The organism is Enterococcus sp. PF1-24, assembly GCF_029893325.1.
Taxonomy (GTDB): Bacteria; Bacillota; Bacilli; order Lactobacillales; family Enterococcaceae; genus HY326.
Genome location: NZ_JARXWL010000002.1, coordinates 44,044 through 59,422, shown reverse-complemented (window position 1 = coordinate 59,422; position 15,379 = coordinate 44,044). Strand labels below are relative to the sequence as shown.

At 35.2% G+C, this 15,379-nt stretch carries 15 protein-coding genes and 1 riboswitch; of the genes, 3 read left to right on the top strand and 12 right to left on the bottom strand.

What is annotated here, in order from left to right:
• Positions 1-175: 175 nt before the first annotated feature.
• The 4 genes from M2139_RS01240 to M2139_RS01225 all read right to left on the bottom strand — a co-directional run bounded on the left by M2139_RS01240 (position 176) and on the right by M2139_RS01225 (position 3,984).
• On the bottom strand, positions 176-1,303 hold the full coding sequence (locus tag M2139_RS01240; protein WP_280737030.1) for a 1-propanol dehydrogenase PduQ: 1,128 nt from the start codon (positions 1,301-1,303) through the stop codon (positions 176-178).
• A 312-nt stretch (positions 1,304-1,615) separates the two neighbouring features.
• Positions 1,616-1,760, bottom strand: a riboswitch (adenosylcobalamin (AdoCbl) riboswitch).
• Positions 1,761-1,780: 20 nt separating this feature from the next.
• Entirely contained in the window at positions 1,781-2,362 is a 582-nt protein-coding gene (locus M2139_RS01235) for a cob(I)yrinic acid a,c-diamide adenosyltransferase (RefSeq protein ID WP_280737031.1), read from the bottom strand.
• Between the two features lie 24 nt (positions 2,363-2,386).
• On the bottom strand, positions 2,387-3,241 hold the full coding sequence (locus M2139_RS01230) for a helix-turn-helix domain-containing protein (RefSeq protein WP_280737032.1): 855 nt from the start codon (positions 3,239-3,241) through the stop codon (positions 2,387-2,389).
• A 266-nt stretch (positions 3,242-3,507) separates the two neighbouring features.
• A complete protein-coding gene (locus M2139_RS01225; protein ID WP_280737033.1) occupies positions 3,508-3,984 on the bottom strand; it encodes a MarR family transcriptional regulator in 477 nt (158 codons plus the stop codon).
• 97 nt (positions 3,985-4,081) lie between these two features.
• Here M2139_RS01225 and M2139_RS01220 point away from each other — a divergent pair, with 97 nt between their 5' ends.
• Both M2139_RS01220 and M2139_RS01215 read left to right on the top strand, forming a co-directional pair.
• The gene (locus M2139_RS01220; protein WP_280737034.1) at positions 4,082-4,897 is read left to right on the top strand and encodes a hypothetical protein; all 816 of its coding nucleotides are present in this window, start codon (positions 4,082-4,084) and stop codon (positions 4,895-4,897) included.
• Entirely contained in the window at positions 4,894-5,766 is an 873-nt protein-coding gene (locus M2139_RS01215; RefSeq protein WP_280737035.1) for a hypothetical protein, read from the top strand. Before M2139_RS01220 ends, M2139_RS01215 begins: the two co-directional genes overlap by 4 nt.
• 51 nt (positions 5,767-5,817) lie before the next feature.
• On the opposite strand, the gene ccpA is transcribed toward M2139_RS01215, so the two are convergent.
• Positions 5,818-6,822 carry a catabolite control protein A gene (gene ccpA, locus M2139_RS01210; protein ID WP_280737036.1) on the bottom strand — a complete coding sequence of 335 codons (1,005 nt, stop codon included), beginning with the start codon at positions 6,820-6,822 and terminating at the stop codon, positions 5,818-5,820.
• Positions 6,823-7,205: 383 nt separating this feature from the next.
• Here ccpA and M2139_RS01205 point away from each other — a divergent pair, with 383 nt between their 5' ends.
• Positions 7,206-8,309, top strand: a complete 1,104-nt coding sequence (locus tag M2139_RS01205) for a Xaa-Pro peptidase family protein (RefSeq protein ID WP_280737088.1) — start codon at positions 7,206-7,208, stop codon at positions 8,307-8,309.
• Positions 8,310-8,356: 47 nt separating this feature from the next.
• Here M2139_RS01205 and queG read toward each other — a convergent pair whose 3' ends face one another.
• The 7 genes from queG to hprK form a co-directional block, all read right to left on the bottom strand.
• Positions 8,357-9,514 carry a tRNA epoxyqueuosine(34) reductase QueG gene (gene queG / locus M2139_RS01200; protein ID WP_280737037.1) on the bottom strand — a complete coding sequence of 386 codons (1,158 nt, stop codon included), beginning with the start codon at positions 9,512-9,514 and terminating at the stop codon, positions 8,357-8,359.
• An 82-nt stretch (positions 9,515-9,596) separates the two neighbouring features.
• Positions 9,597-10,148 (bottom strand): YtxH domain-containing protein, encoded by a 552-nt coding sequence (locus tag M2139_RS01195; RefSeq protein WP_280737038.1) that lies wholly within the window; start codon positions 10,146-10,148, stop codon positions 9,597-9,599.
• A gap of 71 nt (positions 10,149-10,219) precedes the next feature.
• Positions 10,220-10,648, bottom strand: a complete 429-nt coding sequence (locus tag M2139_RS01190; RefSeq protein ID WP_280737089.1) for a DUF948 domain-containing protein — start codon at positions 10,646-10,648, stop codon at positions 10,220-10,222.
• 153 nt (positions 10,649-10,801) lie between these two features.
• Entirely contained in the window at positions 10,802-11,695 is an 894-nt protein-coding gene (gene galU / locus M2139_RS01185) for a UTP--glucose-1-phosphate uridylyltransferase GalU (protein ID WP_280737039.1), read from the bottom strand.
• A 431-nt stretch (positions 11,696-12,126) separates the two neighbouring features.
• Positions 12,127-13,143 carry an NAD(P)H-dependent glycerol-3-phosphate dehydrogenase gene (locus M2139_RS01180; protein ID WP_280737040.1) on the bottom strand — a complete coding sequence of 339 codons (1,017 nt, stop codon included), beginning with the start codon at positions 13,141-13,143 and terminating at the stop codon, positions 12,127-12,129.
• 94 nt (positions 13,144-13,237) lie between these two features.
• Entirely contained in the window at positions 13,238-14,074 is an 837-nt protein-coding gene (gene lgt, locus M2139_RS01175) for a prolipoprotein diacylglyceryl transferase (RefSeq protein WP_280737041.1), read from the bottom strand.
• Between the two features lie 244 nt (positions 14,075-14,318).
• On the bottom strand, positions 14,319-15,254 hold the full coding sequence (gene hprK / locus M2139_RS01170) for an HPr(Ser) kinase/phosphatase (RefSeq protein WP_280737042.1): 936 nt from the start codon (positions 15,252-15,254) through the stop codon (positions 14,319-14,321).
• Positions 15,255-15,379 lie beyond the last annotated feature (125 nt).

Below are 15,379 nucleotides of genomic sequence, written 5' to 3'. Positions count from 1 at the left end.
CTGGTAATTAGACTAACAAAAAAAGCTCCAAAATAAAAAACATGGCTATCCCATAAGTTTTCTATTAAGGAGCTTCGTTGCTCTTATTTTTTTGGAGCACCTCATTGTGCTACTTAGATTATATGGCAGATTGAAAAGGCTGTCAAATATTTTTTGTGGCTAGTCAAAATATCTCCTAAAGAATCTCTTTAATTATCTCTTGTAAATCACTAATCGTTGGTTGTCGTGGATTTGTTGCAGTACAGCCATCTACTAAAGCGGCTTCTGCAATTTCCGGAATTAAACTGCTAACTTGCTCTTTTTCGATACCAAATTCAGATAAAGTTGCCGGCATATCTAAAGCCTTCCGCAATTTTACAATTTTTCGAATTAAATAGTTCACACCCACACGCGGATTATTTGTTTCTGCTCCTAAAAGATTGGCTAGTTGCTGATATTTTTTAGCTGCTGAATTTTCTAGCGCACCTGTTGCTGCCAACTGACTGTTACAGGCAATGACTGCTGGCATTAAAATAGTGTTCATGCGACCATGTGGCACGTGAAGTTTTGCACCAGTTGCGTGGGCAATACTATGATTAATCCCTAAAGAAGCTTGATTAAAGGCAATTCCTGCTAAACAAGAAGCTAAATGCATCATGCTGCGGGCTTCACGATTCTCTCCTTCACAATAAGCCGTTTCTAAATAATCAAATACTAGCTTGATCGCTTTTTCACAATAGGCATCAGAAAAAATCGTTGCTTTAGTTGAAACATAAGCTTCAATAATATGCGTTAAAACATCCATTCCTGTATCAGCAGTTACTTTGGGCGGTACCCCCATCACTAAATCGGTATCTAAAATCGCAATATCCGGTTGAATTTCATCAGTAACTAAAGGATATTTAGTAGCAGTTTGCGGAATCGTAATCACTGAAAAATTCGTTACTTCAGAACCAGTACCACTCGTTGTCGGAATAGCGATAAAACAATCCACCTGATTATCGGCAATTTTATTATTAAAATATTTCATAGCCTTAGCAGCATCAATTGCTGAACCACCGCCTACTGCAATAATTTTATTCGCTTGAAAATCGTTCATAGCAGTAATGCCAGCAATAATTTTATCAATTGGTGGATCAGGAATAATATCATCAAAGATCAAATATTGATTTCCTTCAAGATGCTTAACAATTTCTTTAATCCCATCAGATTCTGTTAAAAAAGGATCGGCAACTACAAATATTTTTTGATTATTAATGGTCGTTAAACCTTGCAAAGCCTTTTCACCAAACCAGATTTTGGTAGTAATAGCAAATGTCTCCAAAAGTTTTTCCTCCTTGTTCATTTAAAGTATTAGTTTGATTCTTATGCTGTAGCTGTATATCATTTCACTATTTTGGTAAGTGGAACTGACAACTGGCGACTGGCAATTTTTTAGGGAGCAAGCAGTACCTCTACGTACTTGTTTACTCTTTCTCCATTGAAAGACTAGCCCATCCCCCTTAGATGTACATCTGTGTACAAATACTGGTTAAATAGTTAGCTAATTAGCCATAGATTATTTAATCTCTATTTCCTGTAATTAGTTAACTATTTTTTTATTGGGCTATATTTTTTTGCCGTAACAAATTATTTGGAGAAACATCTGTTTTGCAACGAAACAGTCTGCCCATTATTGAAAAAAATTAAAAAGATCTGACTTAGGATAAACTCCCTCACAGTGGCGGCACCGTACCAGATTTTCACTGGTTTCCATTTAATTTTTTCCTAAAATAACACTAAATTACTTAACAATCGCGATTTACAACCCATCGCTTTTTATTTTATGAAAAACTTGTTCACTTCTTTCATAAAAAATATCTAACTTATTTTCTCTAGCATTAACTGCTCTGGCTACTGCAAAAAAGTAATCTGATAAGCGATTAACAAAAATGATGATTTCTTTATTTAAAGAAGCCGTCCAACTTAAACGAACAATAATCCGCTCGCCTCGTCGGGTAATCGTTCTAGCAACATGCAACATACTAGCGATTTTAGAACCTCCTGGTAAAATAAAACGATCAATATCTGGCGCTTCCTCCGTATAAACATCAATTCTATTTTCCAGCCAAGTAGCAGCCCCTGGCAATAAGCGTAATGGCCGACCAGCACTGGCTGGTGTTGATAAATCCGTCCCTAAATCAAAAAGTAATTGTTGAAGGGTACGTAGTTCTTCGGCTAAACTTACTTCCTTTGCTGGCAACTCAGCAACAATCAAACCAACCCAAGAGTTTAACTCATCAATTGTGCCATAGCTCTCTACACGATCGGAATCCTTAGCCACCGAATCCCCACCAACTAACTTTGTCATTCCTTTATCGCCAGTTTTAGTATAAATTTTCATAATAAAATCTGTCCTTTCTATCTTTTATAAAGCGACGACTTTTCTTGAAGCTTCACTAGCTTCTACTTGCTTACGATAGCTAGCTGGCGAAACCGCCACAATTCCTTTAAAAATCTTACAGAAATAACTTGTTTGTGAAAAACCAGCCCGCTTACTGATTTCTTCAACTGTCATTTGGGAGTGAACCAACAATTCTTTCGCATAAATCACCCGTTGATAATTTAAATAAGTCACAAAATTCATACCTAGTTCTTTTTTGAATAGCTTACTAAAATAGTATTGGCTTAAATAAACTTCATTGGCGACTTCTTCCAAAGAAATGCCACGAGATAAATTTTCTTTAATATATTTTGTCGCTTTAATAATTTCTTCTTTTTCAGTGAAATTTTCTTTTAAATCATTAATTTCAGTGATATGACGAACCTCTAAACGGCGTGCACTATTTTTATTATTTAAAGTGCTACTAGTCATTTTAATAAATAAATTAGTCATTTTCTCTGTTCTCTCATTAGATAAACTCTCTGATTGCTTTTCTTGTTCCCGCAACCAGTTAAGTTTTTGTAGCAACATGACAAAGCCAACTAAAATGTTATTAATGTACACAGGTAAGGGAATTAGTTTTGCTCCTGAATGACAACGATATTCCTGAATTTCACCTTTTTTCACTAAAGCAATCATTTGTTGCAACTGAGTGTTGACTACATTGCTTTCTTTTCTAAGTTGATAATTTGCTGGACAATTGAAGCTTTCTGACTTTTGTTGTCCTTTTATATCTAAAATAAACATCCCTACATCGACCGCAATCGCAAAATCCTCGATTAATTCATGTAATTGTGGTTCTTTTTCTCTACTTAAAATAAAATATGAAGTTTCAATCATCATTTCACCCGCTTTTTCTAAAGTATTTACATCTTTTTTACAAAAAAAGACAAAGAGACTTAAAAGTTAATTTATCATTAACTTCTAAGCCTCTTTGCTTTTATAAAATAAATCATCAGTGATTTACTGTTTATTCAATTTTTTAGAATCAGTCGCCACTTCTTCGTGGAAACATTTTCTATTTGACAGTATTATACCGCAATTTTTTTCAAAGTACCAGTAAAAAATTTTGAATTGTTTCTCTCAAAAGAAAAAAATACTGGCAATCATTGAATCTTTTCTGCTATTTCAACTCCTGAATACAGCTTCGTAATCATCTTATAAAATAACTGAATTTCTTCATCAGAATACTCAATAAAAATACTTTGTAACTTTTTTGTATGGGTTTCATAAACAGTTTTAGTATATTCTTCAGCTTTTTTTGTTAAGGAAATTGCCGTATTACGATTATTTTGTGGTTCCCCTTCAATTGTTACAAAACCTTTTTTTTCAAGGGAAACTGCTAATTTTTTAACATTTTGACGAGAAGAACCTAACAGTTTACCTAGTTGGGTATATGTCGTTTTTTCATTAGAATATTTAATCATCGTTAATAACATAAATTGTTTTAGAGTTAACTGCTCGTCTGTTTTATCAAAAATTGTTTGCAAGCGATTTTGTAAAATAAAAATACTCGCAAAAATCCCTCTAATTTCATCGTTTCTTTCATCTTTAAATTTTTGAATTAAATCACTAATCTCCATAAATTCCTCCATCAAGGCAAAGTTTTATTTACATTATAGTAACTAGTTGCTATAATGTAAATGGTAACTAGTTACTAAACCGATTGAGGAGATTCCTATGAACAAATTGTTAAAAATAGTAATGATTGCCTTCATTACTACCTGTTGTCGTATTGCCCTTCAATTAATCATGCCTAACAGTAGTCAAACTGTTTTAAAAGCTAGTGTTTTTGTTATAAAAGGAACTTTACCTTTTGCATTTAGCCTTTTGTCTTTGCTTACTTATAGTTTACTAGCCGGCCTGATTCTATTGGTTAGTAAGGTCCTCAAGAAAAATAAAATCAAGTTGAAGTTCACTTTAATCTTTTGTATTCTTTGGTCCAGTTATTTATTTGAACCTCTTCCTCATGCTGTTTCTCTTTTCTGGGATAGTTTCGCCTATGTATTAGTTGATAGTTTGGCGTTATTAGTTATGGGCTTTTTGTTAGAGCTGTTTTTTCCCGAAAATGTACAACCAAATGAATTAGTTAATAAGAAAAAAACGCACTTACTATCAATTATCAATTGCCTTTTTCCGACAATATTATTTTTGCTAGGCAGATTAGCCCTCTATCAAGTTTTTACTATTTATTCAGCTTTTGAAACACAACCAGCAAAAACACTGCTTTGGGCTTTCATTACAGGGAGCGTTGCTAGTTGTGTCACTTTATGGTTTAGCCAACAAGCTCAAGATAGCGGTAAATTTAAACAGCCAATCCTACTTGGCATTACCTTTTACGCCACAAATTTATTTTTCTTTAACAGTTTTATGTTGTTAGTCTTTGATTTTAACTTAGTGGATTTAGCTTTACGAACTGGGATAGATATTCTCACAATTTCATTAGGCTTATTACTTACTACTTTAATTAGGAAAAACGAAAGGAATTTATTATGAATCTAAAAAAAATCAATCAGTTCATTGTTATCTCGATTGCTGTTTTAGCAGCCTTTGCTACAATTTATGGAATTTTTTCTAATCAAGCCATAAATAAAAATCAAACCTTTACTTCTATCCACGGAGAAATTATCACGCTCTATGGTAAAGGCTTATATCACAATGAATCCCTTGCAATGGCCGCCCAAGTTAAAGCACAAGATTGGGTAACCTTATTGATTGCTATCCCATTTTTATTATTTGCTTTACACTTAAGTAATAATGGCTCATTAATCGGAAAATTTTTCTTAACAGGAACGTTAGCTTATTTTCTTTATTCTTATGCCACTTATTGTTTTGTAGCCATGTATAATCGGTTCTTTTTAATTTTTATCTTACTTATGGGTTTAGCTTTTTATGGCTTTATCATTAATTTTACTTCATTTGACTTAACAAAAGTTAACAACTACTTTTCAAAAATACCTGCAAGAAAATATTTAGGCTATTCAACAATTTTATTAGGTTGTTTAATTGCTATAATGTGGTTAGGTCGCATCTTTCCTAGTTTATCTGGAGAAATTCCTGATACCCTTGAACATTATACAACTTTACCTATTCAAGCGCTTGATTTAGCAATTGTTGTCCCCGCAAGTATTATCAGTGGTATTTTATTACTACAAAAAAAGCCCCTTGGTTCTTTACTAACACCAATCATTATCATTAAAGGGATTACTTTATTATTAGCGATTGACGCTATGGCGCTTGCCATGTTAGTTGCTGGTGCAGCCATCTCGGTCAGCGAATTAGTAATTTTCCCTGCATTAACTATTCTTTTTAGTTTTAATTTATATCTAATGCTGCAACCTTTAAAATCACAAAAATCAATTTAAGCACAAAAAAGGCAAGCTAAAATTTTTCAATCTTAGCTTGCCTTTATTTTATTATTTTTTAGTTGAACCTTTAGTATCAATACCATATGGTAAGATAACTGTTTTTTCTTCGATATCTTCTTTGTTCATCATTTTTGTTAATAAACGCATCGCAACCGCACCGATATCATATAAAGGTTGTGTGATTGAAGTTAAACGCGGGCGAACAACATCAGTCAGTAAAGAGTTGTTGCTAGTAATGATTTCAAAATCTTCAGGAACTTTTACGCCAGCATCTAACATGCCGTCTAAAATTCCTACCGCTAATTCGTCATCAGTTACAAAAGCCGCTGTCGCACCACTATTAAGAATGCGTTCTGCTAAAGCTAAGCCGTCTTTAAATTGATAATTCGCTTCAAAGATTAAGCCTTCGCTATATTTTAAGCCATTGCTTTCTAACGCTGTTTTATAACCAGATAACCGGTTTTTACCGTTAATTGGATCAATCAACGCGCCACTAACAAAAGCAATTTTTTTATTGCCATTTTTAGCTAAAACATCGACAGCATCTTTAGTAGCAGTTGTATAGTCAATATTTACACTACCCACTTGTTCATCTGGATCAATTGAGCCAGCTAAAACAATCGGTGTTCTTGAACGTGAAAATTCACCACGAATTTCATCGCTAATGCGGTGGCCCATAAAGATGACCCCATCCACTTGTTTTGCTAACAAATTATTTAAAACGTTCACTTCTTTTAAATCATTGCTATCAGAATTTGCTAAAATAATATTGTATTTATACATAGTAGCAACATCATCAATCCCACGAGCTAAAGAAGCAAAGAACATATTGCTAACATCAGGAATAATAACCCCAACAGTGGTTGTTTTTTTACTAGCTAAACCACGAGCAACAGCATTTGGTCGATAATCTAAACGATCAATAACCTCCAAAACTTTTTTCCGAGTGGCTGGTTTAACATTAGGATTGCCATTAACTACCCGTGAAACAGTAGCCATGGAAACCGCAGCTTCTCTTGCGACATCATAAATAGTAATTGTTTGTTTTTCCATTTTTTAACGCTCCTTCATTTTTTTATACAGCTAAGTCTTTTTAAGCAAATGATCAAACAGCTAGTCTCTATAAAATAAAAAAAATCTAGTTCTTAGTCAAATTCTCGCAACAAAATAGCCTAGTTCTTTAAAAAATTATACATATTTTGATAAGTAAAAATCACTTATGATTTTCAGAAAATAAGGTTTACATTTCTTATTATTTTAAATATAACAAATAATATCTAATTTTGCAACCGTTTTATTTCTATTTTCATGAAAATGCTGTTTTCTTTTTCATTTTTATGAATTATTTCAGCGAAAAGTTTGCATTTCCTTTAAAAAGTGTTATAAAAGACTTAATACTAAATATTTTTCGAAAGATGAATTGGAGGATTTAAATGATGTATACCGACCGTATTAAACAATTACAAACTTGGTTAGCTAGTCAATCTGCTGACATTGCTTATATTAGTGAACCTCAACATATTGCTTATTTTACTGGTTATCTTAGCGAACCTCATGAACGGGTTTTGGCGCTATTCGTTTCAGCTAATCAACCACCGTTCCTTTTTACCCCAGCTTTAGAAGTAACTGACGCCCAAAACAGTGGCTGGCCTTATGATGTGGTGGGCTATTTAGATAATCAAAAACCTTATGAATTGATTAAAAAAGAAATTCAACAACGTTTTAAAGCACCAGCCATTTTCGCCTTAGAAAAAGATAATTTAACGGTGCAACGATTTGAAGCTTTGCAAGCAGCTTTTCCTGATGCTAAGTTTTCTGTTGATATTACGCCCTTTATGCAAAAATTATTACTGATTAAATCTGAAACCGAAATTCAACAGCTGTTAGCTGCTGGTGATTGGGCAGATGTGGCTTTTGAAGTTGGTTTTAAAGCTATCAAAGCTGGTGCCACCGAAGAAGAAATTATCGCTGAAATTCACTACCATTTACAGCGTAACGGTGTAAGCTCGATGTCTTTTGATACTTTAGTTTTAGCTGGGGAAAATGCCGCTAGTCCCCACGGAACACCGGGAAAAACAGCTGTTAAGCAAAACGAGCTAGTCCTGTTTGATTTAGGCGTCATCTGGCAAGGTTACTGTAGTGATGCTACCAGAACCGTTGCTTTCCATGAACCAACTGCTTTCCAAAAAGAAATTTACGAAACTGTTTTAGAAGCACAATTAGCTGCCCAAGCTGCTGTTAAACCAGGAATTACGGCTGCTCAGTTGGATAAAATCGCTCGTGATGTGATTACCAATCGCGGCTATGGCGAATATTTCAACCACCGCTTAGGCCACGGCATTGGTACAACTGTTCATGAGTATCCTTCGATTGTCGAAGGAAATGATTTAGTTTTAGAAGAAGGTATGTGTTTTTCAATTGAACCAGGGATTTATATTCCTGATAAAGTTGGCGTACGCATTGAAGACTGCGTGGCGGTAACGAAGGACGGCTGTATTCCTTTTACAAAAACACCGAAAGATTTATTAATCATCCAATAACAAAAAAGGATTTTATGATGCTTACTAACAGCTGTCATAAAATCCTTTTATTTTAATTTTTCTCGTAAAGCAGTTTCAGCTAAAGTAATTTCAGCTAAGACACTGGCTTCTGTTTCTTTCTTCTTTAACTCTGCCAAAAGTTCTAAATAAATTTCCGGCTCTTTTCGTCCTAGTTTACCGATTCCCCAAATTGCCGTTCCGCGAATCACTGGTCGTGAATCTTTCGTACAGTGAACAATTGTTGGTAACGCAGAAAAATCCCCTAAATTAGTTAACGTAATCAGTGCATTTCGCTGCAAAGTTTTTTTTCCCCGCCATGAACCTGCTAAATGACCAAACTGTTGTTGAAATTCTTTATTAGTTATCGTCAACATTGGTTGTAATTTTGGGAAAACTTCATCAACTTGGGGTTCCATAGCCGGATGGAAATGAAAATCTTTCCCTTGATTATAAGGGCACACCAATTGACAAATATCACAACCATAAATAACATTGCGCATTTTTTTACGAAAAGCAACAGGCACGAAATCTTTAGTTTGGCTCTGGTAAGATAAGCAGTTTTGAGCATTCATACAGCCATCCCCTAACAAAGCCTTGGTGGGACAAGCTTGAATACACCGCTGGCAATCACCACAACCTTTAGTAACCGGCGTATCAGCAGCAAATTTAATATTGGTGACAATCGTTCCTAAATAAACAAAAGAACCAAACTCTTCGGTAATCAGCAAGCCGTTTTTACCGATAAAACCTAAGCCAGCTCGTTGGGCGGCGGCTACATCCACCATTTCACCAGTATCCACTTGGATTTTAAATTGCCAATCGTTTTTTGCTTCAAGCAATTCCCCTTGAGCTTTAATGAAATTCACTAAAGCTGCCAGTTTTTCTTGTAATATAGCATGATAGTCCTGTCCCCAAGAAGCACGAGCAAATTGTCCCCGTTTTTCATCACGAGGAACTTCAAAGTGTGCTTTAGTTGGATAGGCCAAAGCAATCGCAATAATTGATTGAGGATTTGCAAAAGTTTTCTCTAAATAAATTCGTTCTTCAATATTGGGATGCTCAAAACCAGAAGTATGACCTAACTTTTTTTGCATCTCTAAACTTTCCTCTAAATGCAAAAAAGGCTCAGCCGTAGCAAAACCAATCTTATCAATTCCTAAGCGCTGACTTTCAGCAATAATTTTTTCTTTTAATGACAAAACCATTCACCAATATTCCTTACAAATTAACCATTATCAAAAAATTGAAGCATTAATTAATCTTAACTAATGCTTCAATTTTAAAAGTCTATGCTTCTGTTTCAGTTTCAGCTTTTACTTTTTCTTTAGCTTCATCCACAACTGATTTAACTTCTTCTGTTCCTTGCTCTAAAGCATCCGCCATGCCGCCAAAAGTATCTTGCACGTCAATCACGATATCTTCCGTCGTGCTACCTGCGACATCAGCTAATTCTTCGGCTTCTTCAGATAATTCAGCAGAAGTTTTTTTGAAACGTTCAGTTAAATCGCTGCTACGCTTTTTCAAAGTATCTAACATTTCACTAGAGATTCCTTGAGCTGATTGGAAAGAATCACCGGTTTTATCTTTAACAGTTTCTGCTAAATCGCCCACTTGACGAGAAGCTAACGCTGCTTTTTCTTTGGCAATTTCGCTGACAACAGCTGTTTGCTCTTTCAAAAAATCAGTATAGTCATTTGACATATCCAATAAATCATCGGCTTTATCTGCTAAATCTGCTCGTAATTCTTTACCAGATTTTGGTGCTAATAACAAAGCTGCAACGGCAGCCGCTGTTCCACCAATTACTGCACCTAATAAAAATCCACTTCTCTTTGCCATAATTAATCCCTCACAATCTTATTTTAAAAGAACTAACTGTAATTTGCTGCTAGCTTATTAAGCAAACTTACTTAAACCTCTTCCGTTTTACGTTTTCTGAAAAACTTATAAGCAGTTTTACCTACTTGACTAGCTACGCCATTTTGCAAGCTAGTTTTACCGACTGAACTTACTTTCCGTACTAATTTTTTACTAGAATGATTTAATTCTGAAACACTTTCTCCTAAATCAGCCACGGCTTCAAATAAAGGATCAATTGTTGCTACTTTGCCATTAACATCTTCTAGTAACTCATTGCTTTTCACTAATAATCCTTCCACTTGTCGGGATAAAACATCGACATCTTTTGTGATTACCGTAATAGTTGTATTGGCTTCATTGACTAATTTATCAACTTTTGTCATAGTTTTTGAAACTTGCATTAATAAACGAACAATAAAGATTACTAATACAACAAAAGCAGTTGCTGCCATTAAAGCAGCGGCACTTCCAACAGTCATCATCAGAAACTCCCTTCATTCATCAAATTTCTTCATTTAAGATAACACTATTATTAACTTATTTCCATTATACCAGTTGCTAAGCAAAAGCCAAAGAACTAACCTACAAAAAAAGCAAGATTGAACTAAATTTTTCAATCTCGCTAAAAAAATTTATTTTTCAGGTGTATCTTCAGCATTTAAGCGTTCTGCTGTTTCAATAATGAAAGCTTTTAAATTATCTTTCACTTCTGGATGTTGTAAACCATATTCAATGCTGGTTTTTAAAAAGCCATATTTATCGCCCACATCATAACGCTTGCCAGTAAACTCTCGTGCAAAAACTCTTTGGGTTTTATTCAATGTATCAATCGCATCGGTTAACTGAATTTCATTGCCCGCACCAGGTTCTTGATTTTCTAAAACATCAAAAATTTCTGGCGTCAATAAGTAACGGCCAATAATCGCTAAATCACTAGGTGCTTTATCAGGACTAGGTTTTTCAACAAAATTTTCAACATTGTATAACCCGTCAGCTACTCTGCCATTAGGATTAATAATACCATATTTTGAAGTATCTTCATGCGGTACTTTCATGACCGCTAAAGTCGCCGCATGAGTTTCTTCATAATCATTAATTAATTGCTTAGATAATGGAATTTCAGAATCCATAATATCATCACCTAGCATTACTAAAAAGGGTTCATTTCCCACAAAAGCTTTGGCTTGTAAAACCGCATGACCTAACCCTTTAGGATGAGATTGACGAATAAAGTGCAAGTTAACATCAGTTGTTTCTTCCACTAATTTTAACAGCTCTTTTTTGCCTTTTTCTCTTAAATTTAATTCCAACTCAACGTTTGAGTCAAAATGATCTTCAATTGGGCGCTTTCCTTTACCCGTTACAATTAAAATATCTTCAATGCCAGATTTTAAAGCTTCTTCAACAATAAATTGAATCGTTGGTTTATCAACGATAGGCAACATTTCTTTAGCTAAAGCCTTAGTTGCTGGTAAAAATCGGGTACCTAAACCAGCGGCTGGAATGACAGCTTTTTTTACTTTCATATGATTTCCCTCACTTCTTTACTTTATTAAGGTGCAGAACACGTTTCTCCACTTTTCTTTTGATCCAGCTGCAAGGGCTAGCTCTCTTCGACAAAATGAGAATGAAATTCGTGGCAGAGAACGCCACTATAATTTAATCCTGCATTTTGCTCATGAGCTGAACGAGCCCTTTCCGCTTTTCCTTTGATCTAGCTGCAGGCATTTGCCCCTCTCAATAAAATGATAAATAAATTCGCGGTACAAAAACACCGCTATAATTTTTTTATGCATTTTATTCGGGTGCAGAACAATGCCTTCCGCTTTTCTTCTGATCTAGCTACGAAACTTTGCACCACTCGACAAAGTGAAAAAGAAATTCGCGGTACAAATCACCGCTATAATTTATTTTTGCACTTTACTCGGGTGCAGAACACGTTTCTCCACTTTTCTTATTACAACACAAATTCGTTTTCGACTTTGCCGTCTCTTAGCATGATTTCGCGGGCGGCTTCTTTTACGTCTTTATTTTCATAAAGTACGCTATAAATACTTTGGGTAATTGGCATTTCGATATTCATTTTAGCTGATAATTCAACAGCGGCTTTGGTAGTCGCTACGCCTTCAACAATCATCCCCATGTTTTCAAGGATTTCATCGAGATTTTTACCTTTACCTAATAAATTCCCTGCTCGCCAGTTACGAGAGTGAATACTGGTACAAGTGACGATTAAATCACCGACACCACTTAGACCACTAAAAGTTAAAGGATTGGCGCCCATTGCTACGCCTAAACGGCTAATTTCAGCTAATCCACGAGTCATAATCGCCGCTTTAGCATTGTCACCAAAACCCAAACCTGCAATTGCACCGGCACCAATAGCAATAATATTTTTCAAAGCTGCGCCGGTTTCAACGCCAATTACATCAGTATTAGTGTAAATACGGAAATATTCATTCATAAATAAATCTTGCACATATTTAGCATCAGCTTCTACTTCACTAGCTGCTGTGATTGTTGTGATATCATGAACTGCAACTTCTTCAGCATGACTTGGTCCTGATAAAACCACAACTCCTTGACGTTTTTCATCAGGAATTTCTTCTATTAAAACTTCAGAAATTCGTTTATGACTTTCTTGCTCAAGACCTTTGCTGGCGTGAATAATCAACGGTTGATTTTTCACTTTAGCCGCAAATTCGCGAGCAACTGAGCGAGTAGCTTTAGTAGGTACCACAAACAATACCGCATCCACATCAGCAATTGCATCAGCCAATTCTTTTTCTCCACGAATGGTGTCAGGAATTTTCAAATCAGGTAAATAATGACGATTCGTATGGTACGTATTAATTTCATCTATTTGTGCTGGTAAATTACCCCAGATTCGGACATCATGTCCATTTTCAGCTAAGACTTGCGCTAAGGCTGTCCCCCAAGAACCAGGACCTAATACCGCTATTTTTTGTTTCATAAAGACCTCCATCACAACTTTTAACAAGTAAAAATCACTTGTAAGTTTCTCTTAATCAATATCATAACATAAAGAGAATTTCTTGAATAACAATTTAAATTATTTTTTGGTCATTGCCATAAGTCCGGTTATAATCTTTTAATGACTTATTTTTTTTACGACGATAAACAACTAAAGCAATACCGCTAACAAATAACAGTAAAGAAAGCAATTGTGATACTCGTAAAATACCAAAAATGTACAGACTATCAGTCCGTAAGCCTTCAATAAAGAAGCGCCCTAAACCATACCAAATTAAATAGCTTAAGAAAACTTCCCCTTCTTTAAAAAAGCCACTTTTCTTTCGTAAAAATAAAATCAGGATAAAGCCCAATACGCACCAGACAGACTCATATAGAAAAGTCGGTTGGCGGTAAGCACCATCGATATACATATTATCCACAATAAAATTAGGTAGCTGTAATTTCTCTAAAAAACTGCGAGTTGTTTCTGGGCCATAAGCCTCGTGATTAGTAAAATTTCCCCAGCGCCCAAAGGCCTGAGCAATTAAAACACTTGGTGCTGCAATATCTAAAAAGGTCCAAGTTGAAATAAAGCGATAGCGAGTAAAGAAAAAAATGACAATCGCCCCAGCAATCAAACCGCCATAAACCGCTAAGCCCCCTGAACGAATATTAAAAACTTCCATCGGATTCGCTAAATAAGTCGGCAAATCAAACAAAATATAATAGAGTCTAGCACCAACAATCGCAATCGGAAGACCCCACAGCATAAAATCGCCAACATCGTCCGATTTTAAACCAACTCGAACAGCTTCACGACCACTTAACCAAACGGCAACCATAATCCCTGTAACAATCAAAATCGCATACCAGTAAATCTCTAAACCAAAAAGCTTGAAAGCGACTCGATTAATCGTTGTTAAAAACAATCTTTACACATCCTTAATAAAACCGTAGCTAAAAATCCCATTTACAGGCCCTACCAGTTTTTCTACATTTATAATTTTTAAACTAAAATAGGACTAAATCATTAGTTTTCATCGTTTGCTAGTTTTAAAATTACAGCAAAGTTCACTATTGATTCCTCTGTGCTATCACTTGACTGTAATTTAACTATTTTTAACGATGATTAGCTAATGACCGCCCCAATTTTAATCACTAATTTTTAATTCTTTATTCTTTAGAGTTTTCAGCAATTAATTCAGTCAAACGCGCTTCAAAAGTTTTTGTTGCGTCGTATCCCATTGTTTTTGCTCGGAAATTCATGGCAGCTAATTCCACAATAATCGCTACGTTTCGACCCGTTTTAACCGGAATACGAATTTGTGGCACTTTAACTTCAGCAATTTCAACTACGCGATCATCTGAGCCTAGGCGATCATATTTTTTATCTTGCGACCAATTCTCTAAATAAACCCCTAGTTGAACTTCCATCGGACCACGAACAGCGCTGGCACCAAATAAATTCATCACATCAATAATGCCGATTCCACGAATTTCAATTAAATGCTCCAAAATTTTCGGTGGTTCACCCATTAAAGTAAATTCATCTTGGCGATAAACATCTACCCGATCGTCAGCGATTAAACGATGACCTCGTTTGATTAACTCTAAGGCAGTTTCACTTTTACCAATGCCGCTATCTCCTTGAATCAATACACCAAGTCCATAAACATCTACTAATACGCCATGAATACTTGTTCGTGGTGCTAAACGACCATCTAAATAAGTTGTCAATTCACCGACTAAACGTGAAGTAGAAATTGATGAGCGTAATACCGCAATATCATGTTCATTAGCGGCTTGAATTAATTCATCCGAAACAGGTAATCCCCGTGAAATCATAAAGCAAGGCATTTCTTCATTACACATCCGTCGTAATACCATTAAACGTTCTTCTGGCATCATGCGGTGAGCAAAACTATTTTCTTTATTACCTAACAATTGAATTCTGTCATGAGAATAATGACTAAAATATCCTGTTAGCTCTAAACCGGGCCGTGAAATCTCACCAGTCGTAATTTTTCTCTCTAAACTAGCCGGACTGCCAGTAACCACTTCTAATGAAAGTCTTTTAACAATCTCTTTGACCGTGACAATTTCTGTCATTAACATCCCTCTTTTCCAATTATATCACTGTCTATTTTACCATTCTCTGACAGCAGTTGCTAGAAAAAATCAATCTGGGATATTAAAAAGGGTAAATCATTCGTCCCGCTGTTCTCCAAATTCAA

Excerpts from the sequence above, each read along its gene's own strand:
- M2139_RS01180 (WP_280737040.1), bottom strand. The coding sequence starts at position 13,143 with ATGAAACAAAAAATAGCGGTATTAGGTCCTGGTTCTTGGGGGACAGCC.
- M2139_RS01235 (WP_280737031.1), bottom strand. The coding sequence starts at position 2,362 with ATGAAAATTTATACTAAAACTGGCGATAAAGGAATGACAAAGTTAGTT.
- M2139_RS01225 (WP_280737033.1), bottom strand. The coding sequence starts at position 3,984 with ATGGAGATTAGTGATTTAATTCAAAAATTTAAAGATGAAAGAAACGAT.
- galU (WP_280737039.1), bottom strand. The coding sequence starts at position 11,695 with ATGAAAGTAAAAAAAGCTGTCATTCCAGCCGCTGGTTTAGGTACCCGA.
- M2139_RS01230 (WP_280737032.1), bottom strand. The coding sequence starts at position 3,241 with ATGATTGAAACTTCATATTTTATTTTAAGTAGAGAAAAAGAACCACAA.
- hprK (WP_280737042.1), bottom strand. The coding sequence starts at position 15,254 with ATGACAGAAATTGTCACGGTCAAAGAGATTGTTAAAAGACTTTCATTA.
- ccpA (WP_280737036.1), bottom strand. The coding sequence starts at position 6,822 with ATGGAAAAACAAACAATTACTATTTATGATGTCGCAAGAGAAGCTGCG.
- M2139_RS01220 (WP_280737034.1), top strand. The coding sequence starts at position 4,082 with ATGAACAAATTGTTAAAAATAGTAATGATTGCCTTCATTACTACCTGT.
- M2139_RS01205 (WP_280737088.1), top strand. The coding sequence starts at position 7,206 with ATGTATACCGACCGTATTAAACAATTACAAACTTGGTTAGCTAGTCAA.
- M2139_RS01190 (WP_280737089.1), bottom strand. The coding sequence starts at position 10,648 with ATGACTGTTGGAAGTGCCGCTGCTTTAATGGCAGCAACTGCTTTTGTT.
- queG (WP_280737037.1), bottom strand. The coding sequence starts at position 9,514 with ATGGTTTTGTCATTAAAAGAAAAAATTATTGCTGAAAGTCAGCGCTTA.
- M2139_RS01195 (WP_280737038.1), bottom strand. The coding sequence starts at position 10,148 with ATGGCAAAGAGAAGTGGATTTTTATTAGGTGCAGTAATTGGTGGAACA.
- M2139_RS01215 (WP_280737035.1), top strand. The coding sequence starts at position 4,894 with ATGAATCTAAAAAAAATCAATCAGTTCATTGTTATCTCGATTGCTGTT.